Annotated in this window: 23 protein-coding genes; 9 read left to right on the top strand and 14 right to left on the bottom strand. The window is 61.0% G+C overall.

Annotated elements, in window-relative coordinates; translation table 11 throughout:
• Position 1 precedes the first annotated feature (1 nt).
• From C5750_RS09430 to C5750_RS09400, 7 genes are all read right to left on the bottom strand, one after another.
• Complete coding sequence (locus tag C5750_RS09430) at positions 2 to 1,324, bottom strand: LLM class flavin-dependent oxidoreductase (protein ID WP_105733602.1); 1,323 nt, start codon at positions 1,322 to 1,324, stop codon at positions 2 to 4.
• The gene (locus tag C5750_RS09425) at positions 1,321 to 2,289 is read right to left on the bottom strand and encodes an LLM class flavin-dependent oxidoreductase (RefSeq protein WP_245421054.1); all 969 of its coding nucleotides are present in this window, start codon (positions 2,287 to 2,289) and stop codon (positions 1,321 to 1,323) included. The genes C5750_RS09430 and C5750_RS09425 overlap by 4 nt, the downstream gene beginning before the upstream one ends.
• Positions 2,286 to 3,026 carry a DUF427 domain-containing protein gene (locus C5750_RS09420; protein WP_105733601.1) on the bottom strand — a complete coding sequence of 247 codons (741 nt, stop codon included), beginning with the start codon at positions 3,024 to 3,026 and terminating at the stop codon, positions 2,286 to 2,288. Before C5750_RS09420 ends, C5750_RS09425 begins: the two co-directional genes overlap by 4 nt.
• A gap of 54 nt (positions 3,027 to 3,080) precedes the next feature.
• Entirely contained in the window at positions 3,081 to 4,013 is a 933-nt protein-coding gene (locus tag C5750_RS09415; RefSeq protein ID WP_105733600.1) for an ABC transporter ATP-binding protein, read from the bottom strand.
• Entirely contained in the window at positions 4,010 to 4,651 is a 642-nt protein-coding gene (locus C5750_RS09410) for an ABC transporter permease (protein ID WP_105733599.1), read from the bottom strand. Before C5750_RS09410 ends, C5750_RS09415 begins: the two co-directional genes overlap by 4 nt.
• Before the next feature lie 9 nt (positions 4,652 to 4,660).
• Positions 4,661 to 5,278, bottom strand: a complete 618-nt coding sequence (locus C5750_RS09405; protein WP_105733598.1) for an ABC transporter permease — start codon at positions 5,276 to 5,278, stop codon at positions 4,661 to 4,663.
• Positions 5,279 to 5,364: 86 nt separating this feature from the next.
• Positions 5,365 to 6,246: a glycine betaine ABC transporter substrate-binding protein gene (locus tag C5750_RS09400; RefSeq protein WP_105733597.1), complete on the bottom strand. Its 882-nt coding sequence runs from the start codon at positions 6,244 to 6,246 to the stop codon at positions 5,365 to 5,367.
• Positions 6,247 to 6,575: 329 nt separating this feature from the next.
• Here C5750_RS09400 and C5750_RS09395 point away from each other — a divergent pair, with 329 nt between their 5' ends.
• Entirely contained in the window at positions 6,576 to 6,767 is a 192-nt protein-coding gene (locus C5750_RS09395; protein WP_130272751.1) for a hypothetical protein, read from the top strand.
• Between the two features lie 21 nt (positions 6,768 to 6,788).
• Here C5750_RS09395 and cysE read toward each other — a convergent pair whose 3' ends face one another.
• From cysE to C5750_RS09370, 5 genes are all read right to left on the bottom strand, one after another.
• On the bottom strand, positions 6,789 to 7,598 hold the full coding sequence (gene cysE / locus C5750_RS09390; RefSeq protein WP_105733595.1) for a serine O-acetyltransferase: 810 nt from the start codon (positions 7,596 to 7,598) through the stop codon (positions 6,789 to 6,791).
• A 12-nt stretch (positions 7,599 to 7,610) separates the two neighbouring features.
• On the bottom strand, positions 7,611 to 8,942 hold the full coding sequence (locus tag C5750_RS09385; RefSeq protein WP_105733594.1) for an NAD(P)/FAD-dependent oxidoreductase: 1,332 nt from the start codon (positions 8,940 to 8,942) through the stop codon (positions 7,611 to 7,613).
• Positions 8,943 to 9,173: 231 nt separating this feature from the next.
• Positions 9,174 to 11,468, bottom strand: a complete 2,295-nt coding sequence (locus C5750_RS09380) for a xanthine dehydrogenase family protein molybdopterin-binding subunit (RefSeq protein WP_105733593.1) — start codon at positions 11,466 to 11,468, stop codon at positions 9,174 to 9,176.
• Positions 11,465 to 12,448 (bottom strand): FAD binding domain-containing protein, encoded by a 984-nt coding sequence (locus tag C5750_RS09375; protein WP_105733592.1) that lies wholly within the window; start codon positions 12,446 to 12,448, stop codon positions 11,465 to 11,467. The genes C5750_RS09380 and C5750_RS09375 overlap by 4 nt, the downstream gene beginning before the upstream one ends.
• Complete coding sequence (locus tag C5750_RS09370; RefSeq protein ID WP_105733591.1) at positions 12,445 to 12,921, bottom strand: (2Fe-2S)-binding protein; 477 nt, start codon at positions 12,919 to 12,921, stop codon at positions 12,445 to 12,447. The genes C5750_RS09375 and C5750_RS09370 overlap by 4 nt, the downstream gene beginning before the upstream one ends.
• 212 nt (positions 12,922 to 13,133) lie before the next feature.
• On the opposite strand from C5750_RS09370, the gene C5750_RS09365 reads away from it, so the two are divergent.
• The 8 genes from C5750_RS09365 to pepT all read left to right on the top strand — a co-directional run bounded on the left by C5750_RS09365 (position 13,134) and on the right by pepT (position 24,153).
• Complete coding sequence (locus C5750_RS09365; protein WP_105733879.1) at positions 13,134 to 13,766, top strand: TetR/AcrR family transcriptional regulator; 633 nt, start codon at positions 13,134 to 13,136, stop codon at positions 13,764 to 13,766.
• Between the two features lie 225 nt (positions 13,767 to 13,991).
• Positions 13,992 to 15,440 (top strand): efflux transporter outer membrane subunit, encoded by a 1,449-nt coding sequence (locus C5750_RS09360; RefSeq protein ID WP_158531280.1) that lies wholly within the window; start codon positions 13,992 to 13,994, stop codon positions 15,438 to 15,440.
• Between the two features lie 4 nt (positions 15,441 to 15,444).
• Complete coding sequence (locus C5750_RS09355) at positions 15,445 to 16,578, top strand: ABC transporter permease (protein WP_105733589.1); 1,134 nt, start codon at positions 15,445 to 15,447, stop codon at positions 16,576 to 16,578.
• A 5-nt stretch (positions 16,579 to 16,583) separates the two neighbouring features.
• A complete protein-coding gene (locus C5750_RS09350) occupies positions 16,584 to 17,315 on the top strand; it encodes an ABC transporter ATP-binding protein (RefSeq protein ID WP_105733878.1) in 732 nt (243 codons plus the stop codon).
• Positions 17,302 to 18,255, top strand: coding sequence for an HlyD family secretion protein (locus C5750_RS09345; protein WP_158531279.1), 954 nt, complete (start codon positions 17,302 to 17,304; stop codon positions 18,253 to 18,255). Before C5750_RS09350 ends, C5750_RS09345 begins: the two co-directional genes overlap by 14 nt.
• A gap of 184 nt (positions 18,256 to 18,439) precedes the next feature.
• The gene (locus tag C5750_RS09340) at positions 18,440 to 19,630 is read left to right on the top strand and encodes an efflux RND transporter periplasmic adaptor subunit (protein ID WP_245421053.1); all 1,191 of its coding nucleotides are present in this window, start codon (positions 18,440 to 18,442) and stop codon (positions 19,628 to 19,630) included.
• 18 nt (positions 19,631 to 19,648) lie between these two features.
• A complete protein-coding gene (locus C5750_RS09335; protein WP_105733587.1) occupies positions 19,649 to 22,771 on the top strand; it encodes an efflux RND transporter permease subunit in 3,123 nt (1,040 codons plus the stop codon).
• 149 nt (positions 22,772 to 22,920) lie between these two features.
• Entirely contained in the window at positions 22,921 to 24,153 is a 1,233-nt protein-coding gene (pepT, locus tag C5750_RS09330) for a peptidase T (RefSeq protein WP_105733586.1), read from the top strand.
• A gap of 12 nt (positions 24,154 to 24,165) precedes the next feature.
• On the opposite strand, the gene C5750_RS09325 is transcribed toward pepT, so the two are convergent.
• Both C5750_RS09325 and C5750_RS09320 read right to left on the bottom strand, forming a co-directional pair.
• On the bottom strand, positions 24,166 to 24,843 hold the full coding sequence (locus tag C5750_RS09325; protein ID WP_245421052.1) for a Pr6Pr family membrane protein: 678 nt from the start codon (positions 24,841 to 24,843) through the stop codon (positions 24,166 to 24,168).
• A 97-nt stretch (positions 24,844 to 24,940) separates the two neighbouring features.
• Positions 24,941 to 26,560, bottom strand: coding sequence for an ABC transporter substrate-binding protein (locus tag C5750_RS09320; protein WP_105733585.1), 1,620 nt, complete (start codon positions 26,558 to 26,560; stop codon positions 24,941 to 24,943).
• Between the last annotated feature and the right edge of the window lie 69 nt (positions 26,561 to 26,629).

Raw genomic sequence — 26,629 nt, 5'->3', positions numbered from 1 at the left:
CTCATGACGAACGGGCCGGTGTTCTGACACCCAGATTTTCCCGCAGCGTGCGCCCTTCATATTCCCGGCGGAAGAGGCCGCGGCGGCGCAGTTCCGGCACGACCAGTCTCACAAAATCATCAAGCCCCGTGGGAAAGAGCGGCGGCATGACATTAAACCCGTCGGCTGCCTTGCCGCGGAACCGTTCTTCCAGCGCATCGGCGATCTGGACGGGTGTGCCGATCAGCTGCCAATGGCCGCGCGCTCCGGCGAAATGCCGTGCCAGTTGCCGGATGGACAGGTTTTCCCTGCGGCCGAGATCGATGATGAGCTGCTGCCTGCTCTGGATGCCATCGGTCTGCGGCATATCCGGCAGAGGACCGTCGAGCGGATGGTTCGACAGGTCCTTGAGGCTGAGATAGCTCGCCAGCAGCGCCACGCCGACCTGATCCGGGATCAGCTCCTGCAGCGCTTCATACTTTGCCCGCGCTTCGCTTTCGGTTTCGCCGACGATGGGCGAAACGCCGGGCATGATCTTGAGATCGTCCGTCTGACGGCCAAATTTAGCCAGCCGGGCTTTCACATCGGTATAGAAGGCCTGCGCTTCGCCCATGGTCTGGGCGGCGGAAAAGACCACATCGGCGGTCCGCGCGGCAAGGTCCTTGCCAACGTCGGAGGCACCGGCCTGCACCATCAGCGGCCTGCCCTGCGGCGATCTCTGGCTGTCCAGTACGCCCGTGACGGTGAAATGCGTGCCACGGTGATCGACCGGATGAAGTTTTGCCGGATCGGCATAGACACCCCGTTCCGCGTCGAGGACATAGGCCCCCTCGTCCACGCTATCCCAGACAGCGGCGGCAGCCTCGGCAAATTCCTCTGCCCGTTCATAGCGCTGGCCATGCGGCCGCAAGCCGCTCGAGACAAAGTTCTCCGCTTCAAGGTCACTGGCGGACGTTACCAGATTCCATCCGGCCCGCCCGCCGCTGAGCTGATCAAGCGCGGCGAATGTGCGGGCAAGGCCATAGGGCTCGTTATAGGTGGTGGATGCCGTGGCAACGAGACCGATGCGGGAGGTATTTACCGCCAGCGCCGCCAGCAGACTAAGCGGCTCGAAACTGGTTGAGCGCGCCGCCTGGCTGGCAATCTCCGGGTTACGCTCGCGAATGGCCGCGGCGTCTTCGATAAAGACCATGTCGAACTTGGCCCGTTCGGCCGTCTGGGCCAGCTGGATGAAATGGCCGATATCGGCCCCGGCATTGGCATGGGCGTCGGGATGGCGCCAAGCGGCGATGTGATGGCCGCCAGCCATCAGAAAGGCACCGAGTTTCATCTGGTCCGTACTCATGATGCACGCTCCTGCCGGACCGGATGCGCAAGGCCGAGATGGCCGCGCAATGTCACGGCATCATAGGCAGGACGGAAGGCGCCGCGCCGCCGCAATTCCGGAATGACCTCATCGACGAAGCTGGCAATATTTTCGGGCGCACGGGGCGGCAGAAGGACAAATCCGTCGAGACCGGCCGCCACTGCCTGCTTCTGCATCTGGTCGGCAATGCTGGCAGCCGTGCCGATGGGGGGAACGATGTTTGCCAGCAGCCGGATATCGCCGCGCTGGCGCCCATACGCGCCAAGGCGTTCAACCAGTTTGATGGCAAGTGCTCCCAATGTATCCGGCAGGAAAACCACATCCGCCGAACGGGCGGCAATCTCAACAGTGTCCGGCGTCAGGACATGGCTGATCACCGGCCTGCCCTGCGGTGACGGATTGACATTGAGTGGGCCGCGCACGGTGAAATGCGCGCCCTTGTGGTTGAGGACATGCATTTTATCAGGTTCGAAAAACCGGCCCCGGGCCTTGTCATGGACAAAGGCATCATCGTCCCAGCTGTTCCAGAGCCCGGATACCACGGCAAGATATTCCTGATCGCGATCGGGATCGCCGGAACCGATGACGTTCCAGCCGGTACGCCCGTCGCCGATCAGATCGAGGGAGGCAAAACGCCGGGCGAGATTATAGGGTTCGTGCTGATGCGTTGCTGCGGCGGCAATCAAGCCGATGCTGCGTGTGGCCGTCGCCAGCGCCGAGACCAGCATGGTTGGCTCGAACGGCACGGCAAGCGGCGACAGATCATCATGAGGCCGCTGACCAAGGCTATCGGCCAGCAGGACGAAATCCAGCCCGCCAGCCTCGGCCTGTTTCCCCTGCGCCGCCATGTGATTGAAATCGAGCGCGTCCAGCTGGCCGCTTTTTGCGCGCCAGGCGGCCGGATGATGGCCGAACGGCGTCAGCGACAGGCCGATATGCATCATTCCGCATCTCCGGCGCTGACACGGATTTCGTCGACCTTTTCATTGTAGAACGAGATCAATCCCTTGATCCGTCCGCTTTCGTGGAGCGGCTCTGGATAATACCAGACGATATTCTCGTGGCGGTTTCCATTGAGATCGAAGTGATAGTAGGACGCCCTGCCCTTATAGGGGCAGTAGGTGTGCAGCGCGCTATCCGCCAGCGTCCCGGCGATCAGATCCTCCACGGGAAAGTAGTAACGCGGGATCAGGCTGGTCTCGAACAGGAATACCGCGCGGTTCGTGCGCGCCACCAGTGTGCCATCGACAACGACCTCGACACGGCGCTTGCTGTCGATCGCGTCGACCCGCCAGTGAACATTGCGTGGATGGCCGAAGATTTCCTCGTCTTCCTCAAACCAGCGTACCGCACTCCATGCGACAGTCGCATAACCGGCAAGATCCGGCACGCCCTCCGGCACATGCTCATAGCTCCAGGCGCTGTCCCCGGCACCGTCAAGCGACCAGTAGCGCCTTGCGCCGAGTACCGGCGATGCCCCCGACTTTTCCGATGGCTGGAGAACACCATCGTGAAAATCCGTTTTCGGCAGGTAGTAAACGGGATGGCCGCCATTCTCATAAATGACAATGGCCTGCGTGCTGTCGGCGATCACCTCTTCCCCCCGCTTCAGGCGGATGCGGCGATAGGTTGGTTCAATAAGAACAGCGGGCACTTCCCGGGAACGATAGCTGATGGACATAAACACTCTCCAAAGGTGAGTTTCTATCGGCAGGCCTGATCGGACGTGGTTCGGTCAGACCGAAAAAATGGCGTCGCGGGTCAACCGGCCGGTGACGGTTCCGGCCGTATCCACGACGGCAAGGACATCGCTGTTTGCGGCGACCATCAGCGCCAGCGCATCGCGCAGGTTGCTGGTGGAGGCAACGGGATGCGCTCCGTCCCGCGGCCTGTCCGCCGTCATGGCATCGCTGACAGTAAACAGGCTCAGGCGCTTGATCGCCCGGTCTATGCCGACGAAGTTTTCGACAAATGCGTCAGCGGGGTGCGAAAGGATCGCATCGGGCGTGTCATACTGGACGATCCTGCCGCTCTTCATGATGGCGATGCGGTCACCCAGGCGAATGGCTTCATCCAGATCATGTGTCACCAGCACCACCGTCTTGCGCACCCGCTGCAAAATCTGGCGGAACTCGTCCTGCAGGCGGGTGCGGGCAATCGGATCGATGGCGCCGAACGGCTCGTCCATCAGCAGCACGGGGGGATCGGCCGCAAGCGCCCGCGCCACGCCGATGCGCTGCCGCTGGCCGCCGGAGAGCTGCCGGGGATAGCGCTTGAGCATTTCCGCCGGATCAAGACCAACGAGATGCAGGAGCTCGTCGGTCCGGTTCCGGATCCGCGCCTCATCCCAGCCAAGCAGCCTGGGCACGGCAGCGATGTTCTGGGCGATGGTCATATGCGGAAACAGGCCTACCTGCTGGATCACATAACCGATATGGCGACGCAGGATCACCGGATCAACCTTGGTGACGTCTTCTCCGTTGACAATGATCCTGCCTTCGGTCGGATCGATCAGCCGGTTGATCATGCGCATGGTCGTGGTCTTGCCGCAACCCGACGGCCCGATCAGCGCCACCGTCGAGCCTTCGGGAACGGTCAGGCTGAGATCATCAACCGAAGCAGCGCCGCCTTCTCCGTAGCGCTTGGTGACGTGTTCCATGGTGATCATGCGGATGTTCTTTCTGCGAAGAAGATTTTTTCGGCGAGGCCGAGCGTGAATTCCGTGGCCAGCGCCAGGATGGCAATGGGTATCGCGCCGACCAGAAGGCGCGACATGTCCATCATGCTGATGCCGACGGCGATGAAATCGCCAAGGCCGCCGCCGCCGATGAAGGGAGCGAGCGTTGCACCGGCGAGAACCTGCACCGCAGCGGTGCGCGCACCGGCGAACATGGCGGGCGCAGCCAGCGGGATGCGTATCTTGCGCAGCACCTGGCCGCGGCTCATGCCCATGCCGATGGCAGCCTCCACCGCATCGGGATCGACATCGCGCAGCCCGATGAAGGCATTGAGCAGGATGGGCGGCAGCGCGAGCACGGTTAGCGCGACGATCGATGGCCACAGGCCGATACCGAGCAGCGGCATCATGATGGCGAGAATGGCAAGGCTGGGGATCGTGCGCAGCGCATTGATGGAATTGATGACCGCAAAGGCCAGCCCGCCGCGATTGATGATGAGAACGGCAAGCGGCAGGCCGATAGCCAGCGCAAACACCAGCGAGACACCGGACATGACCAGATGCTGGCCGAGCGCCCGCAGGAACTCAGGCTGGTTGTTGACGATCCAGTTGAAGGCGGTGATCAGCATGTCAGCTCCTCAACGCCAGCGAACCAGGGCTTTTTCCGCCTGGCTCAGAACGAGGTCAAAGAACGTCGCCATCAGCGCCGTCAGGATACCGCCAACGAGGATTTTCTCCGTATAGCTCTGGTCGATGCCCATCAGGATGATGGTTCCAAGACCGCCGCCGTCGATGAAGGCGGCCACGGTGGCGATGCCGATGACCGTCACCAGCGCGATGCGGATGCCGGAAACGATGAGCGGCAGGGCCAGGGGCAATTCGATACGCACCAGCCTTTGCCAGGCGCTGTAGCCCATGCCATCGGCGGCATCCAGCACATCGGCGGGAACGCCGCGCAGGCCGGTCACCACATTGCGCAGCAGAATCAGCAGGCAATAGGAGGAAAGGCCAACCAGCGCCGGCTTGGTGCCGAGGCCAAGCCATGGGATCAGCAGTGCAAACAGCGCAAGGCTGGGGATGACGAAGATGATGCCGGTGATCGTCAGAACAACGGCATAGAACCGCGGGCGCCGGGCGCAGATGATCCCAAGGATCAGCGCGATGACGAGCCCGATCAGAACCGATGAAACCGACAACACAAGATGCTGCCAGGTTGCGGTCAGAATTTCCGGAATGTTTTTGGGAGCCCAGTTCAAATGCGTCGTTCCATATCGGTCAGAATTGAAACAGCGGAGACAATCCTATCTCCGCTGTTTCCGGGATGTCCACGTGGCAGGTAAGCTCAGATGCCCTTTTCCTTCAGGAAGGCTTCCGCCACTTCCTTCGGTTCCTTCTTGTCGCGCTCGACGGCGGCATTCAGCTCCCGCATGTTCTCATTGTTCAAGAGCGGGCTGACCTTGTTCAGGACTTCCGCGATCTTGGGATTTTTGGCCAGGGTGTCCTGGCGCACGACAGGCACGAGGTAATAGGGCGGAAACAGGTTCTTGTCGTCGGCGAGCACAACCAGCTTGTTGTCGGCGATCTGCCAATCCGTGGCAAAGCCATAGGAAACGTCGATATTCTTGCTGGTCAGGGCGCTGTAACGGATACCGAGCTTGGCAAAAATACGGAAATCCTTGAAGACGATGCCATAAGTCTGCTTGAGACCGGGCAAGCCATCCTTGCGTTCGCCAAACCCGCCTTCCGCACCGAAACTCAGGTCCTTCGAAACCGGTCCGAGGTCTGTCAGCGTCTTGAGCTTGTATTTTTCCGCGGTTTCGGGAAGCGTGATGATGGCATAGCCGTTGTTGATATTGGTCGGCTGGAGCAAGGTCAGCTGCAGGGTCTTTTCGTAGTAATCCTTGACTTCGCCGTAGATTTTTTCGGCCGAGCCGGAGAGATCGCCCTTCACCACCGCCGCCAGAGCGGTGCCCGTATATTCCGGGTAAAGATCGATTTCGCCATTCAGCAGTGCCGAATGGGCAATCAGGGTCGCGCCAAGATTGGTGCGCCGCTCAACCTTCACACCGGCCTTTTCCAGCGCCTGCGCATAGATTTCAGCCACCACGAACTGTTCGGTAAAGTTCTTGCTGCCGATCTTCACAACCTGGGCAAAGCCCGGCGTTGCAGCGGCCAATGCCAATATTACCCCCAGCCCCATGGAGGCGACGTTTTTGAAAATCATGATTTACCCTGCGAGCTGACGTAGGACTTCAAGTATCCCACTGGTTTCGTTGTTCATTTCGCATGCTAGCAATCGGCGGGGGCAAGTTCGTAGAACAAACTCCCAATATTTCCCGGATAAGTAGAAATTATTTACCCGAGAATTGCAACCGCCCTGTCACCGGCTTGACCCGGCCAAACACAACGCGGTTGTGGCGGTAATAATTTTCAATTCTTGCGCGACTTGAGGAAACCCATGTCCAGACACCCCGGCTGAAAAGGGTTTCAATAGGCATCCTGATGCATGAACACGGCGACAACAAACCGATGCGTATCGAAGACATTCAAACAATGGCTCCATTGTCCGAATTCGAAATTCGCGAATTGTTCCGGAAGATGTTGAAGCTCACCGAAGATGCGCACGGTGCGACGGCTGCCGGCCGTCATGAACTGGATGTGGTGCAGAACGTCCTGAAATTCTCGATGGCGCGGCTGAAAGAACCGGACAGGCGCGGGATAGCCAACGACAATCCGGCGACATAGGCCGATTGTCTCCCGCAGGGTTCAGAGCCCGACATCATAAAGAATCTGGTTCATCGAACGGGCGGGCTCCCTTTCCTGCACCCCGCCGATAACCTTGGCGGGAACACCCGCCACCGTTTTCCTGTTTTCGACGGATTTCAGGACAACCGAACCGGCCCCGATCTTGGAATTGACGCCGATCTCGATATTGCCAAGGACGGTTGCACTGGCACCGATGAGAACGCCATGGCGCACCTTGGGATGCCTGTCTCCCGTATCTTTTCCCGTGCCGCCCAGCGTCACGCCCTGCAGAATCGAAACATTGTCTTCGATCACGGCCGTCTCGCCGACAACGATACCGGTGGCATGATCAAAGAACACGCCCTTTCCCATGCGCACGGCCGGATGAATATCGACCTGCAGAACGCGCGATGAACGCGATTGCAGGAATGCCGCCATATCCTCCCGGTCCGTATTCCACAAATGATGGGCGAACCGGTGGACCTGGATCGCATGAAAGCCCTTCAGATAGAGCAGCACATGCAGGGCACTCCTGGTGGCGGGATCGCGTTCGAGAACGGCGCTGATATCCCTCTCCATGCCGGACAGCACCGTCCGGTTCTGCTCCAGCACGCCGCTGAACAGACCCCGCAGCTTTTCGCTTGTCACGACCGGGCTGCCAAGAACATCCGCCAGCTGCAGGCAAAGCGCATCCTCAGGATTGTCGAAACGCAATACCGCATGCTGCAGAAAAGCGGAAAGCGTCGGTTCACGCTCGCTCACCGCCGCTGCCTCTGCAAGAATACGCAACCATAGCGCGCGTTTTTTCGAAACTGCCGTTGCATTGGTCATTGTGCACCACACTCAAAATCCGGTGATCGGCGTTATTTTTGAACCGTCACTGAAACGGGAAAACCGGAAAGCCGCCGGGTCCACCACCGGCGCGCGCCCGGTCACGATATCGGCCATCAAACGCCCGGCAGCCGGTCCTATGCCGAACCCGTGCCCGGAAAAGCCCGTGGCGATATGAAAGCCGGGGATTTCATCGACGGCAGAAATGACAGGTATAGCATCAGGCGTGGCGTCGATATAGCCAGCCCAGCGCTGGGCAATCTCCGCCTGATTGAACACGGGAAATGCCGCCTTGAGGCTGTCGAAGAAGCGGTTCGACAGATCCAGCGATGGCTTGGGATCAAGGACCCGGTTGTACTCGAACGGGCTCGCCTCATCCATTTTCCATTTGGCCGGAATGCGCGCTTCATCAAAGAAGCGGCCGCCCAGGCGGAAGGACAATGAATTCCACTCCAGTTTCAGCGCCGGCAGGAACTGCCGCGCATAGCGGAATGATTTGGGCACGATATCGACAATGTTCTCATGGCCGGAGGCAATGGTATACCCGCCATCCTGACGCTTGCGGATGGCAAAATCCTTGGACCACAGCGCCGCCTCCGGGCCGCCCTGCAACGGCTTGGTGCGGATGACGGTGTTCAGCACCTTGAGTTGCGGCAGGTCGATGCCATAGAGGCCGCAAAACAGATTGGACCAGGCGCCGCCCGCCAGCACAACCGCGCTGCATCCGATTGTTCCCCGTTCCGTGACAACACCGGATATCTTGCCGCCGGATGTTTCAATGCCCCGCACGGCGCATTCCGTCAGGATCGCCGCGCCCTTGTCGCGCGCCGCTTCGGCGATGGCGGGCGCTGCCTTCTGCGGTTCAGCCCGGCCATCGACCGGCGTATAAAGCGCGCCCTTCAGCGGCATGTGTCCGCCCGGCAGAAGAGCATCGAGCTCCTTGCCGCTGATCATGCGGCTCTCCAGCTGATAGCCCTCCAAATTCTGCAGCCAGCGCTCATTTTCATCATAGGATTTGTCATCCGGCGCCGTGAACAGAATGCCGGCGCGCGTATACCCGGTATCGCGGCCAAGCCGCTGATCAAAACCGGACCACAGGCGCAGCGCCTCCGCCATCAGCGGCACCTCGCGCGGGTCACGGCGCGATATACGCACCCATCCCCAATTGCGGCTCGATTGCTCCTGGCCGATACCGCCCTTTTCGCACAAGGCCACCTTGAGGCCCCGTTCGGCCAGTTCGAGCGCCGTCGAGGCTCCTATGATACCGCCACCGACAACGACCACGTCCACCTTTTCCGGAAGGTCTTCGTCACCGTGAACGCGCACAACATAGGGGCCAGGCATTGGACAGGTTTCCTCTCACCAACAATCGATCATACAGCTCTACCAGCGTTGCAACGCCGTGTGCAGATGCTTTTGCTGCCATGGCATTGCATCACCGCTGCCGCAAGGTAGAGAAGATCGGTTTCGAAAGGAGGTATTGTTTTGCGAATGACCGCCTATCTGCGCAGGAACATGCTCAAACCGGGGCATTTCGCACACCATGCGCGCGAAATGCCCGTTGGCCGATAGATCCTACAGGAGCTTATCCAGCGTGATCGGCAGGTCCCGGATGCGTTTTCCCGTGGCATGAAAAACCGCATTGGCGATTGCCGGGGCCACGCCAACAATCGGCAATTCTCCAACCGCCTTGCCGCCGAGCACGGAAGCATGGTGATCCGGAACCCCCACGGAGATCACCTGCAAATCAGGGATATCCGCATTGGTCGCCACGAGATAATCGCCGAGATTGTTGTTGATGACGCGGGCGTAGCGCGGATCGACAACGCCTTCCTCCAGCAGCGCCTGGCCGATGCCCATGATGATGCCGCCGCGCCATTGGCTTTCCGCCAGCTTGGGATTGTAAAGGCGGCCCGAATCAAGCGCCGAGACCATGCGCGAGACACGCACGGTGCCGAAATCCTCATCAACCCGCACCTCGACAAAATGTGCGCACCAGCTGTGCAGGGAATAGCCGCCTTCGGTTGGCGGCTTCATCGCCATCATGGTGGTGAAGTTGTTGTAGCGGTCCTGCGTGTTCTTCTTGTCCTCCGGCAGGGTATCGCGCAGGGCTTCAACCTTTTCCTGCCCGATGACGCGCATGAAATCGGCGATGGAAATGGCGGGCTGTTCACTGCGCGGCGTCGAAATCACGCCATCGGCAATGGTCAGGGTATTGGTCTGCTGATCGAGGAAGGGCGAACCGGGATGGTTGAGCGCAAGACCGATCAGTTCATCGCGTGCGGCGTGGGCTGCCTTGTGGACAGCGCCCGTCATCAGGTTGGCAAGCTGCGAGCCACCGGCAACGGGCGCCCGCGGCAAGGCGGAATCGCCGAGTTTGACCCGAACCTGCTCAACCGGAATACCCAGAACCTCGGCGGCAGTCTGGGCAAGGATCGTATAGGTTCCCTGCCCCATATCGATGCTGCTGCTCGCAACCTCCGCCGTGCCATCGGCAAGAATGCGGACCAGCGCTTCGCCGGGTGTGCGCCGCACCGGATAGGTCCCTGCCGCAACACCCCAGCCGATCAGCTGCTTGCCCTCGCGCATCGAACGGGGTGCCGGCGAGCGCTTTGACCAGCCGAAGGCTTCCGCACCCGCAGCGAATGCCTCCCGCAGCCGGCGCGTCGACCAGGGTATTTTTGCCTGCGGGTCTTCCTCGGCATAATTCAGCAGGCGGATCTGCAAGGGATCGATACCCACTTCATAAGCAAGCTCGTCGATCGCCGATTCGATGCCGAAAGCGCTGGGGTTTTCACCCGGCGCCCGCAGGGCACCTGGCGTGACCGTGTTGAGCGGAATGATATTCTGCCGCGAGCTGAAATTGGGCACCGCATACATGATCGCGGTGACGGAACCGAGCGGCTCGACCGCCACGCCAAGCATCGATGTCTCGTTGACGCCGTGCTGGACGATGGAGAGGAGTTTGCCCTCTCTGGTTGCCCCGAGGGCCAATGTCTGGCGCGTGGCTGGACGGCCGCCATAGGCGGTAAAGGTTTGCGGACGCGTGACCACAAGCTTAACCGGTTTGCCAAGCATCCGCGCGGCGATCGCGGCAACGGCGCCATGCGGCAGCGATAGCGCTTTCGAGCCGAAGCCGCCGCCGATATAGGGCGAGATCATGCGGACATTCTCGAACGGTATATCGAACCATTCGGCGTAGGAACGGGCCATGCCGTCGATCCACTGGCTGGGCTCCCATAGCGTCAGGCTGTCTGCCTCCCACCGCGCGATGATGCCGTGCGGTTCGATGGCAACATTGTACTCGCGCGGCGTCCGGTATTCCTGTTCGATCCGCACCGGCGCCTCGGCCAGTGCCTTCACGGCATCGCCTCGGGACATCGTCATGCGGTCGATCGGCACGCCTTCTCCGGCCTTGGGGTCGTCGAGGCCGTAAACATGCGCCTTTTCCTCATAGGTGACCCTGATCAGGGCGGCGGCGGCCGTGGCCTGTTCCAGGGTTTCGGCCACGACGGCAGCGATGTGCTGGCCATTGAAGCTCACAATTCTCGGCAGCGCCAGAAACGGGCCTTCCGGGCCGGGCGTACCGGCCCATGTCGTCGCCGATTTCAGCGGCATGATATTGTCGGGCGTCAACACCAGCAATACGCCCGGCGATGCTTCCGCAGCGCTGGCATCGACGGATGTTACGACACCGGCTGCAATCGTGCTCTGCACCGTTACGGCATAGACCAGCCCGTCGATCTGATGTTCGGCCGCATAGGTCGCACTGCCGGTGATTTTGGCGGGACCATCGAGCCGTGACAGGCGTCCGCCGAGATTGCCGTCGGACGCATCGCCGTGCTTGGCCTTTGGAGTGATAAAAGTCATGCCAGACCTCCCAGTTGCAGGACAGCGCGCGTGATCACACGCGGGGCGAGATCGATCTTGTAATGGTTCGCGCCATGATCAGCCGCGCCTTGCATGGACAGGAGGCTGGCCTGACGGACCAGCTCCGGTTCCAGCACCTTGCCGATCAATGCCGCCTCCACCGCGCGGACCCGCCACGGCTTCGTTGCAACGCCGCCAAGGGCGATGCGCACATCGCGGACCGTCCTTCCATCCTCCTCCAGTTCAAGCCCGACAGCGGCGCTGGCGGCAGCAAACTCATAGGACTGCCGGTCACGGATCTTGAGGTAAACGGAGCGCCGTGCAGCAGCCGATAGCGGTATTGTCACGGAAGTGATGATTTCACCGCGGTCCATGGCATGTTCGCGATCCGGATGATTGCCGGGCAGCAGGAAGAAGTCATCGACCGGTGTGGCGCGGCTTCCCAGATGCACAACCGCATCAAAGGCAACCAGCGCGACAGCCAGGTCACCCGGATAGGTGGCAATGCAGGCGTCGCTTGTTCCCAGAACCGCATGATTGCGGGTCACGCCGCCAAGGGCAGAGCATCCGGAGCCGGGACTGCGCTTGTTGCAGGCGGGAAATACGGCCGCGTCACGGAAATAGGGACAGCGCGTGCGCTGCAGCAGGTTGCCGCCGATGGTCGCCATGTTGCGGATTTGCGCGGAGGCCGCCAGCGCCAGCGACTGCGTGACGGCCGGAAAAGCGTCCTGCATTGCAGGATGATCGGCCACCGCGCTCATGCGGGCTAGCGATCCGATCGATGCCCCGGTCCCGTCGACCTCTATGCGGTCAAGGCCGGCGAGATGCGTGATATCGACGACAGTATCCGGTTCGGCAACCCCGCATTTGGCAAGATCGAGCAGCGTGGTGCCGCCAGCCAGGATCATGCTCCCGGCAAGCGCTGAGGCCGTGCGCGCCTCCTGCGCCGAACCTGCCCTGACATAGGTGAAATTCTTCATGATGCGGCCTCCGCAGCTTCACGGACAGCGGCCACGATATGGGAATAGGCCCCGCACCGGCATAGATTGCCCGACATGTATTCACGAATCTCGTCGTCTGACCCGGCATGTCCTTCGCGAATGCAGGCGACTGCCGACATGATCTGTCCCGGCGTGCAATAACCGCATTGAAAGGCATCATGCTCGAGAAAGGCGGCCTGGACGGGATGCAATGCGCCATCTTCCGCCGCGATGCCTTCAATCGTGGTGATCACGCGGCCCTCGGCCTGGGCGGCGAGCGTCAGGCAGGCGAGCACCCGTTTGCCGTCGATGTGAACGGTGCAGGCGCCGCACTGTCCCTGATCGCAGCCCTTCTTGGTTCCGGTCAGACCGCTATGCTCGCGCAGGGCGTCCAGCAGCGTCACCCGCGGCTCGACGGCAAGCTGCTGCTCCCGGCCATTGATGTTCAGCTTCAAATCGATTGTTCCGGTCATTCTATTGCTCCTGCTGTAGCGGATGCAGATTCGGTCGGCGGCCCGGGATGCGGACACCTGCCGCCTGCCAGAGAATTCAAAACCAGCCCATGTGTATTAGAGACATGACACCGGCACCCATTCTGCGATAAGAAGGCAAACGGACTCCACTTAAACGGAGGGGCCTCCGCTTATCTTAAGACCTTGTTGCCCGTGGTCAAGCCCCCATGAGCATGGAGCAGATTTTGGTTGCCAAGCCGCCAGAAAATTCCGAGCCAACCCCGCCGGCAGCCAAGGGCATGCGCGCCGATGCGCGCCGCAACCGGGAGAAGCTGCTCGAAGTTGCGGCCGCGGTTTTCTCGGAACGCGGCATTGAAGGCTCGCTCGAAGACATCGCGCGCCGCGCCGGTGTTGGCATCGGCACACTCTACCGTCATTTCCCGACGCGCGAACATCTCGTCGAAGTGGTTTACCGCCGCGAAGTCGAGAGCCTCTGTGCGGCAGCCGGCGAATTATCCCTGAACCATGCGCCGGATGTGGCTCTCGAAGAGTGGATGCAGCGGTTTGTCGGCTATATCGCCGCGAAAAGAGGCATGGCAAACAGCCTGCGCATGCTGGTCAACACGAACTCCGAGCTTTTTGCCGAAAGTTCCGGCATGGTCTCCGTCGCCCTGCGCAATCTCGTGGAAGCCGCCGCCGGGCAGGATCTCATCCGGCGCGACATCGACAGCACCGATCTGCTGCATGCCCTCTTCACCATCTATTCCATTCCCGATGCTCCCGACTGGCATGAGCGTTCCCGCCGTCTGGTCAAATTGCTGATGGATGGCCTGCGGTGGGGTGCCGGGGCGAAACACGCGCCCTGAGACGGCAGTTTTTCACCCTTAAATCTGCGCCACGGCAACTGCACCATCATGTTCCCGCAATCCTCGCATGCAACAATGTGCGGATAATTGGATGTGAGAAGCAATGCCTGCAGATACAACACCGAGCGCGATTGGGAAAAACGATCGTTCCCGCGGCTTCCACGACCATGGCTGTGCCCGCAATAGCGGGCGCAGTGGGCAAGGTCGCGTGTGTGAGATTTGATATTGCGCCCTGCCCCATTGCTCGTTCTCCATCGCCATGCCTGCGTCAAGACCATCTGTGCCCTTGCCGCAGCAGCACTGCTGACCGCCTGCCAGAATGATGCGTCGGGCCTGGCCCTTTCGGCGCCCAGCCTGCCGGCAAGCTATGCGGCAGCGGCAAAGCTGCCCTCGGGCAGGCAGCGGGACCTGCGCGACTGGTGGCAGGCCTTTGGCGATCCGGTCCTGAGCGGGCTCGTCCAGCGTTCGCTTGCACAGAACCTTACCATCGCACAGGCGAAGCAGCAGCTTGTTGCGGCACGTGCGATGGCGCGGACATCCAGAACACTTTTCATGCCCACCGCCGACGTATCGGGCACGGCCAATGCCGGAACAGGTTCGACCAAATCGGAGGAGCTGTTGCGCCGCCCGGTTCAGCTCAACCTTGAAGCGGGTTGGGAAATAGGCCTGTTCGGGTTGAGCGAGAACACGCAGCGGGCAGCCAAGGCATCCGCTGACATGGTCGCCGAGGATGTCGAAGCAGCGCGGATCACCGTTGCCGCCGAAATTGCCAGCGCCTATGTGCGCCTGCGCGCGCTGCAGGAGCGCGAGGCGATCGCCCGCGCCTCCCTCGCCCTGATCGAGCGCGATGGAAACCTGGCCGCGGTCAAATACCGTTCCGGCCTTGCCGCCGCATCGGACGCGGAGGAATCCCGGATAAACCTCGGCGAAGCGAAGGCGGAGCAAGCCCGGTTCCAGACGCAGATCGACATCACCCTGCAGCAGATTGCCACCCTTCTCGGGACCGCGCAGATCGACACCTCTTTGCAGCATGCCAAACCTCAACCGGTCGCCCGGCTGGACCCCGTTGCCGGCCGCCCGGCGGACCTTTTGCGCGCGCGCCCGGACGTCAGGCGGGCAGAACTTGCAACCGTGCGCGCCGCGGCCGATATTGGCATCGCCCAGGCCGATCTTTACCCCAAACTCCGCCTGAGCGGCATTGTCGGTGTTGGCGGTCCGTCGAACGGTTCGCCGTTCGGCATCATGGGCGGGCCCTCGGTTCAAATTCCGGTTTTCGATCAGGGACGGCGGCGCGCTGTCGTTGCGGCACGGCAGGCTCTGTTCGACGACGCTGTTGCAGCCTACCGGCAGAGCGTTCTCGTTGCCTACGAGGAAGCGTCGTCCGCGCTGCGGGCGTGGTCGGCCGTTCATGCCACGACCCGGCAACTCAATACGAATCTGGCGTCCGCGCAAAAGATGCGCTCCGCAACCACGGTCCTGGAGCGGGAAGGCCTGAGCGACGGATCCAAGTCGATCGGCGCAGCCATGCGGGTTCTGGCGCAGCGCAAGCAGCTGGCCGATGCGCAGGAAGCTGAAGCGCTTGCCCTGATCACGTTCTACAAGGCCATCGGCGGCGCTTCGCCCCTGACGACCAGCACACATGACGCCGCCCCAGCCCGGCAACGGAAGGGGTAAGCGGATGTCCGTTTCCATCGCACGCAAAACATTGGTCCATGAATGGCGGCGGTTTCTTCCGGCGATTGTGGCGGTGGGCTTTTCCGGCGTTCTCATGATCGTCCAGGGTGCCCTGCTTCTGGGCATCATCGGATCCAATGCGCTTTACGTCACACAGTCCAGCGCGCAATACTGGGTGGGTTTTCCCGGCACGCAAAGCGTGGACCTCGGCCGGCCGATCAGCGCCAGCATTGCCACCAGCCTGTACATGGAACCGAACATTTCCCACGTTGAACGTTTCCTGCTCGGCTCCGGCGACTGGCGCGGCGCCCGTGGTGGTGGCACAAGCATCAATATCGTCGGTATTGACGCGCGCGCCCGCAGCATCGGTCTCTCCTCGGTCGTTCCCGCGGCCATGCGCAGCCTGCTGCTGCAGCCCGGTACGGCGCTGGTCGATGCAACCGACCGGCACAAACTGGCCGTCGATGTCGGAGATACCGCCGAGATCAATGGCCGCCGCATTCATATTGTCGGCCTGATCGAAGGCTTGCGAGGGCTGGGCGGCGTGAACGTCGTCACATCCATCGATACGGCACGGACCCTGGACAATGCGCTCGGGGCGACGGATGACGTGACCTATTTCCTTTATACCGTAACGAAATTCGGACCGGCGGATGCCATTCGCGATCGTTTGAACAGTCCGGCCGGCATCCCGCGTTTTCATGTCTGGTCAGCGCCGGAACTGGCGGGAATGTCGATACGGTACTGGCTTCTCGAATCCGGTGCCGGCATTGCCTTCATCTTCGCAACCATCATCGCCATGCTTGTCGGCGCGCTCGTCACCAGCCAGACGCTGATGGCCGCCGTGGCCGGGTCCATTCCGCAATATGCGACGTTGCGGGCGCTGGGTGTGTCGTTCAAGGGACTGCGCGCCATCGTCATCGAACAGGCGGCCTGGGTCGGCGTTCTCGGCTTGCTTGTCGGCGCGGTCTTCAGCACCGCCGCCGCTCTTATCGCCCGCATCTACAGCGTGCCGTTTGAACTGCGGACAAGCATCATCCTGGCAGCATCCACCGTTGTACTCACAGTGGCATTCGCCGCCGGCCTGTTTGCCCTGCGGCGGCTGCAGCACGCCGATCCCGCAACATTGCTCCGGTGACCGCCATGCAGCCAACGATTTCCGCGACCGGCATCAGCAAGGCATTCACTGTCAAGCAAATCCGCACGATTGCTTTGCAGGACGTCTCCATCGATATTTTTCAGGGCGAACTGACGCTGATCATCGGGCCTTCCGGATGCGGCAAAAGCACCCTGCTGGCGACGTTGAGCGGCCTGACCATTCCCGATACAGGCGCGATCAGGACACTTGGAACCGATCTCGTCGCCGCAAGCGATGCCGAACGGGATTCCTTTCGCCTGCATCATTGCGGCTTCGTCTTCCAGGGCTTCAACCTGTTCCCGGCCCTGACCGCCGTCGAACAGGTCCAGGTGCCGCTGGACTATCTCGGCGTTGCGGCTGACGAGACGGCGGAGCGGGCGGAACGGGCGCTGGAACAGGTTGGTCTCGCCGCCCGGCGTCACCTGCACCCTGCCGAACTGTCCGGCGGCGAAAAGCAGCGCGTGGCCATCGCCCGCGCCATTGTGAAAAATCCTGCCATCCTCTTTGCCGATGAGCCAACCAGTGCGCTCGACAGCGTCAACGGTCAAATCGTCATCGAAATATTGCATACGATTGCACGACGCACCCAGGCCACGGTTCTGTGCGTCTCGCATGACCCCCGCCTCATTGCCCATGCGGACCGTGTCCTGCAGATGGAAGATGGCCGCATTCTTCGTGACTGGCGTCCCGCCGCCGGTACAAAAGCCGCAGGAAATACCAGTCATGATTATGTTTAAGCGTACCACTGTGCAGTATGCGATCGTTCTGGCAGCCCTGGCCGGTGCCGGTCTGGCGCTTTGGAGCATATCGAGCGCGACGGAAGCCAATCAGGCGGAAGTTGCCCAGGCCAGGCCCGGCATCATCGCTGCGGCGCGCGGTGTGGTCGATGTCGAGGGCGGCCTGCTGCGGCTCTCCACCCAGCGCGACGGGATGATTCAGCAAGTGCAGGTCAAGGAAGGACAGCGTGTCAAAGCCGGGGATATCCTCGCTACACTCGACAACCGCCGCGAACTCATCGCCCTTCGCACCGCCGAAGCGGAAGCGCGCCAGACCAAGGGCCAGCTGGACGCATTGCAGACCAAGCTCGGCGCCCAGACCCGTCAGGCGGCAAGGCTTCGCCGGGCAGCGGCAGGCAATGCCGTTTCGGCCCAGGCGCTTGACGAAGCCGAGGCGCAATTATCGGCAACCAAAGCCGAAGTAGTCATCGCCGAAGCCGCCGTGGCGGCGGCGGAAAGCCGGGCGGACAATACCCGTCTCGAAGTGGAAATGCGGCTGGTGCGCGCGCCCATCGCGGCGCGCATCATCCGCCAGTCCGCGCGGGTTGGCGAGGTCGTGTCGACCCAGGCCGTCAGCGAACTTTTCACGCTTCTGCCCGAGGCACCCCGTATCGTCCGCGCCGAAATCCAGGAGCAGTTTGTCAGACTGGTCAAACCCGGCATGGATGTCGACATCATCTCGGAAAACGACGACACCGTTTCCGTTCCGGGGCGCGTCACCAGCATCCAGCATGTCCTTGAACAGCCAAAATCACGCGATGCACCCGGCGATCGTGTCGATATCCGCACGGCTGAGTGCATTATCAGCATTCAGCCCAAGTCATCCTTCCTCATCGGGCAGCGTGTGATCGTCCGCTTCAAAACCTTGCCCGCTGACGGTTCCGGAAAGCCGCCTCGCTGATGACTGCATCATGTTCAGGTAACCCAGACATGAAAAGGTGCCGGCTCAATAGGATGTGAGAAGCAATGCCTGCAAATGCAACGTCACGATCGATGGCGAGGAATGATCGCTTCCTTGCTCTCCATCATGCCAGCTGTTCCCTGAACACTGGCCTTTTCAAACAGGTATATGCGCGCGAGATCTGATGTTGTTCCCCATTCAAATGTTTTCCCCCCTTTGCCGCCAGGGGGCAAAGATCGTCTTTGCCGTTGTTGTTGCAGCAAGTCTTGCCGCCTGCGGCAGGAATACCGCTGCCGAAACCGCGCCGAACGACGCCGCGCCATCGGCCACCGTATCGGTCATGCAGATCAACCCGGCTGCCGTTACAATCGCCGATGAACTGCCCGGCCGTGTCTCGGCATTCCGGACCGCGGAGATTCGTCCCCAGGTCGGCGGCATCATCGAAAAACGCATGTTCGAACAGGGCTCGGAGGTCGTGGCCGGCCAACCATTGTTCCAGATCAATGCGGCGCCCTTCAAGGCGGACGTCGACAGCGCCGATGCCGCTCTGCAGCGCGCTGAAGCAACACTTGTCCGGACTGAAGCGCAGGTCGAACGGGCACGCAGCCTCATCGCGAGCAAGGCGATCAGTCCGCAGAGCTATGAAGACGCCGTTGCCCAGCAGGCCGGTGCCAAGGCGGATGTCGCCGGTGCCCGCGCCGCGCTGGAACGCCGCCGCCTCGACTACAACTTTGCTTCAGTCAAAGCCCCCATTCCCGGCCGCATCGGTCAGGAGCTGGTAACCGAAGGGGCGCTTGTCAGCCCCACGGATGCCAAACCCATGGCAACCATCCAGCAGATCGACCAGGTCTATGTCGATGTCCGCCAGCCTGCGGCACAGCTGGATGTCATTCGCGCGGCCGCAAGGTCAGGCGAACTCGAGGACGCGTCCAAAGTGCCCGTTGTCATCCTTGCCGCGAACGGTACGCCCTATCCGGTCACCGGCCGCGCGCTCTTTTCCGATATCAGCGTTGATCCGGGCACCGGCAACGTCATGGTGCGCGTGCTCGTCGACAATCGCGACCGCGTGCTCCTGCCCGGCATGTATGTCCGCACGCGTTTGCCGCGCGGCAACAAGCCCGCCGCCCTCCTGGTGCCGCAACAGGCCGTGGTGCGGGACGGCTCGGGCCGCCCGCAGCTTCAGGTCATCAATGATGCCAAGCAGGTGCAGGTGCGCCAGGTGCAACTCGGCGACGTCGTGAACGGCCAGTACGTCATCACCAGCGGGCTCAAAGCGGGTGAAACCATCGTCGTCGAAGGACAGGACCGGATTCAGGAAGGCGTCGCGCTCAAGACCGTCGCCTATGAGCTGCCATCCGCGACCGTTCAGCGCTGACTACGGGAAAGTTTGGTCATGGCTCAGTTTTTCATCAATCGCCCGATCTTTGCCTGGGTCATCGCGATTTTCATCATCCTGTTCGGCGTCATCGCCATTCCGCAACTGCCGGTCGCCCGTTTTCCGACGATAGCGCCGCCAAGCGTGAGCATCAGCGCCACTTATACGGGCGCCACACCACAGACCATCAATGACAGCGTCGTCGGACTGATCGAGCGCGAACTGTCGAGCGTGAAAAACCTGCTCTACTTCGAATCGTCAGCCGATACATCAGGCAGCGCCAGCATCACCGCGACGTTTACGGCGGGCACGGATCCGGAGCTTGCCCAGGTCGACGTGCAGAACCGCCTGAAGGCTGTCGAGGCGCGGCTTCCGCAGGCCGTGCGTCAGACGGGCGTGACCGTGGAATCCTCCTCCTCGGGCTTCCTCATGATCGTCAGTCTGAATTCGAAGGACGGCCGGTACAACGAACTCGAGCTTGGCGACTATATGAGCCGCAACATCGTCGAGGAGTTGAAGCGCATTCACGGCGTCGGCCGGGTGCAGGCGTTCAGCACCGAACATGCCATGCGCATATGGGTCGACCCCTCGAAGCTCATTTCCTTCAATCTGACCATGGCCGACATCACCGCGGCAATTCAGACCCAGAACATGCAGATTGCACCGGGCCGCGTCGGCGACGCGCCAACGGTGCCGGGACAGAAGGTAACGGTGCCGCTGACCGTGCAGGGGCAATTGACGACGCCGGAACAGTTTGCCGCCATTGTCCTGCGCTCGGAATCCAACGGCTCCAAGCTGCTGATGCGTGACGTTGCCCGCGTGGAACTGGGGGCCCAGAATCTGTCGTTCTCGACCCGCGCCAACGGCCAGCCCGCTTCTGCCGCCGCCGTTCAGCTCTCGCCCGGCGCCAATGCCGTGCGCACGGCCGATGCCGTCCGTCTTCGCCTGGCCGAACTCGCACCGGTCATGCCGGAGGGAATGACCTACTCCATTCCCTACGACACGGCGCCGTTCGTCAAGATTTCGATCGAGAAAGTGGTGAACACGCTTGTTGAAGCGATGGTTCTGGTTTTCCTGGTCATGTTTCTGTTTCTGCAGAATATTCGCTACACGCTCATCCCGGCCATCGTCGCGCCGATTGCCCTGCTTGGCACCTTCGCCATCATGCTCGTCGCCGGTTTTTCCATCAACGTCCTGACCATGTTCGGCATGGTTCTGGCAATCGGCATCATCGTCGACGACGCCATCGTCGTCGTGGAGAATGTCGAGCGCATCATGGCCAAAGAAGGATTGCCGCCCAAGGAAGCGACGCAGAAGGCGATGCGGGAAATCACCGGCGCCGTGATCGGCATTACCCTGGTCCTGTCGGCGGTCTTTATCCCGATGGGACTGACCAGCGGCTCCGTCGGCGCGATCTACAGGCAGTTCACGCTCTCGATCGCCGTGTCGATCCTGTTCTCGGCTTTCCTGGCTCTGACGCTGACCCCGGCCCTGTGCGCAACGCTGCTGAAGCCGGTCGATCCGGCGCACCACGACAGGAAGGGCTTCTTCGGCTGGTTCAACCGCATGTTTGACCGGCTCACCAACCGCTACCGCGGATCGGTTGCCGGCCTTGTCAAGCGCACCGGCCGCATGATGGTGCTGTACGCGGTCATCCTTGCCGCGCTGGCCTACAGCTTCATGCAGCTGCCCTCGTCATTCCTGCCCGAAGAAGACCAGGGTAATTTCATGGCGTCGTTCTCGCTGCCTGCCGATGCAACGGCCGAGCGCACCCTGGCACTTGTGGAAACCTACGACAGGCATGCCGCATCCCGCCCGGCAATCCGGGACAATCTTTCCATTCTCGGATTCGGATTCAACGGCTCAGGACCGAACGCAGCACTTTCCTTTTCGACCTTGAAGGACTGGTCGGACCGCAACGGCGCGACCATTGACGACGAGGTAAAAGCCGCCACCGAGGCCATGGCGGGAACACGCGAGGGAACGGTCATGGTGGTCAAGCCTCCGGCGATCGAAGAACTTGGCACCACCTCAGGCTTTTCGCTTCGGCTGCAGGACCGCTCGAACCGCAGCCCGGAGGCGCTCAAAGCGGCGCTTGCCAAACTGCTGGCACTCGCCGCCCAGAGCAAACTCGTCGCTGGTGTGTATCCGGAAGGCCTGCCCGATGGCCCAAGCGTGAAATTGAATATCGACCGGCAGAAGGCGGATGCGCTTGGCGTGCCCTTTTCGGCAATCAGCGACACATTGTCGATTGCCATGGGCTCCTCCTATGTCAACGACTTCCCCAACAACGGCCGGCTGCAGCAGGTTATCATCCAGGCGGATGCCCCCACGCGCATGCAGGTCGAGGATGTCCTGAAGCTTTATGTCCGCAACACCGCAGGCGGCATGGTTTCACTGTCGGAAGTCGTCACCCCCGTCTGGACAGCCAGTCCGCTGCAGCTCGTCCGTTACAACGGCTTTCCCGCCGTCCGCATTGCCGGAAATGCCGCGCCCGGCGTTTCCAGCGGCACGGCCATGGCTGAAATGGACCGGCTGGCCGCCCAGCTTCCCCCCGGCTTTGCCGTGGAATGGACAGGTCAATCCCTGGAGGAACGGCAATCCGGGTCCCAGGCGCCGATCCTGCTTGCACTGTCGATGCTGGTGGTCTTCCTGGTGCTGGCGGCGCTCTATGAAAGCTGGTCGATCCCGCTCTCCGTCATGCTGGTCGTTCCGCTCGGTATCATCGGTGCAGTGCTGGCGGTTCAGTTGCGGGGAATGCCCAATGACGTCTTCTTCAAGGTCGGGCTGGTCACCATCATCGGCCTGTCCGCCAAGAACGCCATTCTGATCGTGGAATTTGCAAAAATGCTGCGTGCACAGGGCGCGGGTCTGCGCGAGGCGGTCACCGAAGCGGCCAGCCTCCGGCTGCGGCCAATTCTGATGACGTCGCTTGCCTTTGCGCTTGGCGTTGTCCCGCTGATGGTCGCGCGCGGAGCCAGTGCCGAAACGCAGCACGCTTTGGGAACCGGCGTCTTCGGCGGCATGGTCTCGGCCACGGTTCTTGCCGTCTTCTTTGTGCCTGTTTTCTTTGTGTTCGTCATGAAACTGTTCGAGCGCAAGCCGGCGCAAACAAAGGTGCCCGCGCCGCAGGCCGAATAGGTTTGTCCTGTCCGCTTTCGCCCGGTCCCGATGCGCGTGCCAACTGGTCAACGGGAAAAAGCGGGGAGCAAGGCAAAAATCTATTCACGACTCCGGTGCCAAGAGTTACAGCAGTACATCGCTGGCATGCAAAGATTGGAGCTGAGCCCATGACTGACACCGTTACCGATCGTTTCCTTCGCTACGTCGTCATCGACACCCAATCGGACCCGCAATCCCCGGCGCAACCATCTACCGAGAAGCAGAAGAATCTCGGCCATGTGCTGGTCGCGGAATTGCTCGCCATCGGCCTATCGGATGCGCATATGGACGAGCACGGCTATGTCCACGCAACGATCCCGTCCAATGTCGACAGGCCGGTGCCGGTCATCTGCTTCTGCTCGCACATGGACACGGCGCCCGATTTTACCGGCACAAACGTCAAGCCGCGCATTCTGCAGAACTATGGCGGCGGCGACATACAGCTGACCGGCGACCCGCAGCAGGTCATTCGCGTCAGTGACAATCCGGTCCTGCTCGACCAGATCGGCAATGACATCATCACGACAGACGGAACCACCCTTCTCGGTGCCGACGACAAGGCGGGATTGGCAGAGATCATCACGGCGGCACAGTTCCTTGTCGACAACCCGGATATCCGCCACGGCACGATCAAGCTGCTGCTCACCGTGGACGAGGAAATCGGGCGCGGCGTCGACAAGGTGGATGTGGCCAAGCTTGGCGCGCGGTTCGCCTATACCGTCGACGGCGAAACCGCAGGCCATATCGAGGACGAGAGTTTCTCGGCCGACGGGGTCGACATCACCATTTCAGGTGTCGCAATTCATCCGGGTTTCGCCAAGGACAAGATGGAAAACGCCATCAAGATCGCCGGCGCCATCATCGACCGGCTGCCGCGGGATATTGCGCCCGAGACAACGGAAGGCAAAGAGGGTTTTATTCATCCGACAGGCGTCACCGGTTCGATGGAAAAGGCGGCGCTCAGCTTCATCATCCGCGATTTCACCGAGGATGGCCTTGCTGCCAAGGAAGCCATGCTCGAAGCGCTGGTGAAGGAGGTCATGGCCGGTTATCCCGGATCTTCCCATACGTTCACCGTCAGACAGCAGTACCGCAACATGAAATCCGTCCTCGACCGGCATCCGGAGATCGTCGACAATGCGGTTGAGGCGGTTCGCCGGGCCGGCATGGTGCCGGTGCGCGGCAGCATCCGCGGCGGCACCGATGGCTCGCGGCTGTCGTTCATGGGATTGCCATGCGCCAATATTTTTGCCGGCGGCCACGCCTTCCACTCGCCGCTCGAATGGGTCAGCCGCCAGGATATGGAAAGGGCTGTCAAGACGCTGGTCGAACTTGCGAAGATCTGGGAAGAACGGGCCTAGAGCAGAATTTCTTTAGAGTGCTCGTGCCTTGCGGGCACCATATCTGCATATCAGCCGGTCGATAGTGACGACCAGTGTTCCCAGCCCGAGAAAACCGGCGGTCATCCAGGCCATGTTCACCACGGTTTCCCCGAGACCGATTTCGGGAACATCGATAAACGGGTAGGGATAGAACCCGGAGAAATGACCGTGGATCAGGGTGTAGACCGCATAAGCCGCCGGGAAAAGCAGCCACCACAAAGCATGGCGCCACAAGAGCGCGCCGCGCCGGACCCAGAACAGCCAGTCAATGGCGTAAAGCACCGGAACGGCGTAATGCAGAATCTGGTCGCCGCGCGCCTGCCATCCGGTTGGCCGCCACGCGGTCTGCAGGACAAGGGCATAGATGATGCTGGTCATGACCACGTATGACAACAGCGCCGACCTGACAGGGGGACGCTGCACCCATTGTCCCGGACGGGAAGCTGGTGCTGCCAGTGAAAATATCAGGCCGAGAAAAACAAGCGTATTGGTCTGGATGGTGAAATAGCTGAAAAAGTTGGCCGTCAGCCGGAGCCGGCTGACATGAGTGGCCGGTATGATGGCGAAATAGGCGATGCCAATACCCATCAAAACGGCAAGTGCGAGCAGGATGCGATAGATTCGAACGGCCGCGGCACCCTGTGCTTGAACGATATGTCGTGATTCCACCGCTCCAGTTCCCCCTATGGCCGGAAGTGCTCTAGCCATATCCGGGGGGAAACTGAAGCGGTTTTTACCGAAATCGACCCTGCGCCGGTGCTTTCAGCTATTCCGCCAGATCGACACCGTCAAAACGATGCGAACCCAGGGGATCAAGTACATATCCGGACACTTTTTTCGACATGGGCATGACAACCGTCGAATGATCGAGGGCGGCAATCGGCGCCTCCCTCTTGATGATGACCTGCGCTTCTTCATAGAGCTTGGTGCGTTCGGCCTGATCCGGAATAATCCGTGCCTTTTGCAGAAGTGAATCGAGCGGCTGGAAACACCAGTTCGAGTAGTTGCTGGAACCCACACCGGCACAGCCGAAGAAGAAGCTCAAAAGGTTATCCGGATCGCCATTGTCGCTGGTCCCGCCGAGAATGACGGCTCCGTCCCGGTTCTTGTCGCGCGCCTTCTTGAGGTATTCGCCCCATTCATAGGAAACGATCTCGACCGACACGCCAACCCTGGCGAAATCGGCCTGGATCAATTCGGCGGCCCGGCGGGCATTGGGCATATAGGGGCGGCTGACCGGCATTGCCCAGACCTTCATCGCCAGATTGCCGACGCCGGCAGCCTGAAGCATCGATTTTGCCTTTTCCGGATCGTAGGGATCGTCGTTGACGGCATCATTGTAACCCCAGCCTGCAGGCGGTAGCGGGTTCTTGGCGACCTGACCCATGCCCTGGAATACGGCATCGACAATGGCCTGCTTGTTGATCGCCATGTTCAACGCCCTGCGCACTTCGGCCTTGTCGAACGGCGGGACAAGCGTGTTGTAGGCGAGGTAGGCGACGTTCAGGCCGGGTTGTTCCAGCACCTTCAATTCGCTGTCGGCTTTCAACCCGGCGACATCGGCGGGCGACGGATAGGAGGCAACCTGACACTCCCCTGCCCGCAGCTTCTGTATCCGTGTCGTCTGGTCAAGGGTAATGGAGAAAATCAGGTCGTCGATCTTCTGTCTGCCGTCCCAGTAGTCCGGATTGGCGGCGAAACGGACCACGGAGTCCTGCTGGTAATTGACGAACTGATATGGTCCGGTCCCCACCGGCAATTCGTTGAGCTGTGTCATCTTTCCATCCGCCTGCAAATGATCGGCATATTCCTTGGAAAGGATCGATGCAAAGTCCATGGCAAGGTTGGCAAGCACCGAAGCACTGGGGGCCGACAGAACGATCTTAACGGTCTTGTCGTCGACCTTGCTGATTTCCTTGACCATGTCGGGAAGGCCCATGGCGGTTGTCATTTCCCAGGTGATGCCCGTGATATAGGTGTGCCAGGGACTGGTCTTGTCGAGCTGGCGCTGCAGCGAGAAAACAACATCGTCAGCATTGAGGTCGCGGCTGGGCGTAAAATACTCGGTCGTGTGGAATTTTACGTTGTTTCGAAGCTTGAACGTATAGGTGAGCTTGTCATCGGAAATCGTCCAGCTCTCGGCAAGACCGGGAAGGACATTGGTTGTTCCGTTCTGAAACTCCACAAGCCGATTATACACCGGCTTCGATGAGGCATCCCAGGTGCTGTTGGTGGAATAAAGCGCCGGGTCAAACCCTTCAGGCGAGGCCTCCGAGCAATAGACCAGTGTCTTGGCGCTGGCCGGTGCTGCCAGGACCGGGAAAAGCGTGAGGGACAAAGCGGTGCAGGCAAGAGCGATGGAATGCTGGGCGATACCGAAATTCATCAGATGTTCTCCTCTTTTGTTTTTATGGGCGGGGCTTAGACGCGCCCCGCCTGTCTTCCTTGCAAACCA

Source organism: Phyllobacterium myrsinacearum, from assembly GCF_002980555.1.
GTDB classification, from domain to species: Bacteria; Pseudomonadota; Alphaproteobacteria; order Rhizobiales; family Rhizobiaceae; genus Phyllobacterium; species Phyllobacterium myrsinacearum.
The sequence above is the reverse complement of the archived record's forward strand: the minus strand, read 5'-3'. Positions and strand labels throughout refer to the sequence as shown.

Bases quoted from the DNA above. Each gene is read 5' to 3' on its own strand.
- C5750_RS09430 (WP_105733602.1), bottom strand. From the start codon at position 1,324: ATGAGTACGGACCAGATGAAACTCGGTGCCTTTCTGATGGCTGGCGGC.
- C5750_RS09355 (WP_105733589.1), top strand. From the start codon at position 15,445: ATGTCCGTTTCCATCGCACGCAAAACATTGGTCCATGAATGGCGGCGG.
- C5750_RS09395 (WP_130272751.1), top strand. From the start codon at position 6,576: ATGGCTCCATTGTCCGAATTCGAAATTCGCGAATTGTTCCGGAAGATG.
- C5750_RS09420 (WP_105733601.1), bottom strand. From the start codon at position 3,026: ATGTCCATCAGCTATCGTTCCCGGGAAGTGCCCGCTGTTCTTATTGAA.
- C5750_RS09400 (WP_105733597.1), bottom strand. From the start codon at position 6,246: ATGATTTTCAAAAACGTCGCCTCCATGGGGCTGGGGGTAATATTGGCA.
- C5750_RS09415 (WP_105733600.1), bottom strand. From the start codon at position 4,013: ATGATCACCATGGAACACGTCACCAAGCGCTACGGAGAAGGCGGCGCT.
- C5750_RS09370 (WP_105733591.1), bottom strand. From the start codon at position 12,921: ATGACCGGAACAATCGATTTGAAGCTGAACATCAATGGCCGGGAGCAG.
- cysE (WP_105733595.1), bottom strand. From the start codon at position 7,598: ATGACCAATGCAACGGCAGTTTCGAAAAAACGCGCGCTATGGTTGCGT.
- C5750_RS09335 (WP_105733587.1), top strand. From the start codon at position 19,649: ATGGCTCAGTTTTTCATCAATCGCCCGATCTTTGCCTGGGTCATCGCG.
- C5750_RS09380 (WP_105733593.1), bottom strand. From the start codon at position 11,468: ATGACTTTTATCACTCCAAAGGCCAAGCACGGCGATGCGTCCGACGGC.
- C5750_RS09350 (WP_105733878.1), top strand. From the start codon at position 16,584: ATGCAGCCAACGATTTCCGCGACCGGCATCAGCAAGGCATTCACTGTC.
- C5750_RS09385 (WP_105733594.1), bottom strand. From the start codon at position 8,942: ATGCCTGGCCCCTATGTTGTGCGCGTTCACGGTGACGAAGACCTTCCG.
- C5750_RS09410 (WP_105733599.1), bottom strand. From the start codon at position 4,651: ATGCTGATCACCGCCTTCAACTGGATCGTCAACAACCAGCCTGAGTTC.
- C5750_RS09320 (WP_105733585.1), bottom strand. From the start codon at position 26,560: ATGAATTTCGGTATCGCCCAGCATTCCATCGCTCTTGCCTGCACCGCT.
- C5750_RS09340 (WP_245421053.1), top strand. From the start codon at position 18,440: ATGTTGTTCCCCATTCAAATGTTTTCCCCCCTTTGCCGCCAGGGGGCA.
- C5750_RS09345 (WP_158531279.1), top strand. From the start codon at position 17,302: ATGATTATGTTTAAGCGTACCACTGTGCAGTATGCGATCGTTCTGGCA.
- C5750_RS09425 (WP_245421054.1), bottom strand. From the start codon at position 2,289: ATGATGCATATCGGCCTGTCGCTGACGCCGTTCGGCCATCATCCGGCC.
- C5750_RS09375 (WP_105733592.1), bottom strand. From the start codon at position 12,448: ATGAAGAATTTCACCTATGTCAGGGCAGGTTCGGCGCAGGAGGCGCGC.
- C5750_RS09365 (WP_105733879.1), top strand. From the start codon at position 13,134: ATGGAGCAGATTTTGGTTGCCAAGCCGCCAGAAAATTCCGAGCCAACC.
- pepT (WP_105733586.1), top strand. From the start codon at position 22,921: ATGACTGACACCGTTACCGATCGTTTCCTTCGCTACGTCGTCATCGAC.